Consider the following 1,740-nt stretch of genomic DNA (forward strand, 5'->3'; position numbering starts at 1 on the left):
CACAGTTTAGGCATCGTATTTATGATTTTCGGCTGTGTGTTTTACGGAATCATATCCAACCATCAAAACTTTGGTAAAGTATTGGCCATTGGTTCTATCTTGTTGATTGCGCAGATGTTTGCATTCTTTTATCATCTACAAGCAAGTGGCGACTACATTCTTATCATGTATGCGCTGTTAGGGTTTTGTGCGGGCATTGTGGGCATGGTTCCGGCCATTTTGGTACAATTATTTCCCACCAACGTGCGCCTGACAGGTATGGCACTTTGCTATAATGTCGCTTATGGGATTGTCGGAGTGTTGGTGCCTTTTGGGCTTGGTTACGCCACTTTATATATCAGCTTTTCGCCTGCGCTATACATTGCTTTTGTAGGCTTTATCGGCATTATCATGGGCATTTATTTTTATAATTTGCCTGAATTCAAAAAAATTGATGAAGTGATTTAGAGAATAATTACTGAGTTTTTCCCTATTTTTGCTTTGTTATTGATTTTCCTATTATTTAACTTATATAGATAGAATAATAAAAAGGCGTCATGAAAATAACACTCATGGCGCTTTATCTATTCTCCTTTTAAACACATTTAAAAAGGCACGTAAAAGTATGGTCGGTTCGCAATAAAATTGGCAAATTAATGAATATCGACGTGAGACTGGTATAACGATTTTAAAACGACCTACTATATGCATGCATAATAATGAGGCTTTACCCTAATGGTTGATATGACCAACAAACGACTCTCTGTTGCGCCCATGATCGACTGGACAACGACAGATTATCGCTACTTTGCACGGCTGTTTAATCCGCACGTTTATCTTTATACTGAGATGATTAGTACCGGTGCGCTGCTCCATGGCAATCGCGCGCGGCATTTGCGCTTTGATGCGCTTGAGCATCCACTGGTGCTACAGCTTGGCGGTGCCGATACTAGCGAGATGACCCAATGTGCTCAATTTGCGCAGCAGCATGGCTATGATGAGGTCAATATCAACGTCGGTTGCCCCTCTGATCGCGTCCAGCACAATAAAATTGGCGCTTGCCTCATGGCAGAGCCGCAGACGGTTGCTGATTTGGTCAAGCACATGCAGGCAGCGGTCGATATTCCGGTGACCGTTAAACATCGTATTGGTATCGACGATTTTGATAGTTATGAGTTTATGGTAGATTTTGTCGAAAAAGTAGCAGCGGCAGGTTGTACGCGCTTTATTGTTCATGCCCGTACGGCATGGCTACAGGGCTTAAGCCCGAAGCAAAATCGCGAAATACCGCCATTACGTTATGAGGATGTTTACCGTCTTAAGCAGGACTTCCCTGCGCTTGATATCGAAATTAACGGCGGTATCGAGACAGTTGCTGATATTAAAACCCATTTACAGCATGTCGACGGGGTAATGATTGGACGGGCGTTTTATCACAATCCGTACCTACTGGCAGAAGCCAACAGTTTATGGGGCGCGCCGATTCCTAAGCGCTCGGATATTTTAGCGCAACTGTACCCTTATCTAGAAAAACAAATCGCTAAAGGTGAAGCACTACCAACGATGACGCGGCATTATTTAGGGTTGTTTCAAGGTTTAACAGGCGCACGCAAGTGGCGACAGGCATTGAGCGGTAAACCACAGCTAACGATTGATGATATTAAACGAGCCGCTGAAGAAGTCTTAGCCTTAAATCCAAATGCTTAGTCATCAATCCCTATAAGCATAAAATATCAGCTAATTGGTGCATAGCTAATTGAT

1 protein-coding gene and 1 pseudogene are annotated in these 1,740 nt (G+C 43.0%); both read left to right on the forward strand.

Annotation, left to right across the window (positions count from 1 at the left end):
- Positions 1 to 447, forward strand: a pseudogene (locus V7D75_RS14495) (MFS transporter); the annotation flags it as partial.
- Between the two features lie 267 nt (positions 448 to 714).
- The gene (dusA, locus tag V7D75_RS14500) at positions 715 to 1,686 is read left to right on the forward strand and encodes a tRNA dihydrouridine(20/20a) synthase DusA (RefSeq protein ID WP_333615134.1); all 972 of its coding nucleotides are present in this window, start codon (positions 715 to 717) and stop codon (positions 1,684 to 1,686) included.
- Positions 1,687 to 1,740 lie beyond the last annotated feature (54 nt).

The organism is Psychrobacter sp. (genome assembly GCF_036731945.1).
Taxonomy (GTDB): domain Bacteria; phylum Pseudomonadota; class Gammaproteobacteria; order Pseudomonadales; family Moraxellaceae; genus Psychrobacter.

Excerpts from the sequence above, each read along its gene's own strand:
- dusA (WP_333615134.1), top strand. The coding sequence starts at position 715 with ATGGTTGATATGACCAACAAACGACTCTCTGTTGCGCCCATGATCGAC.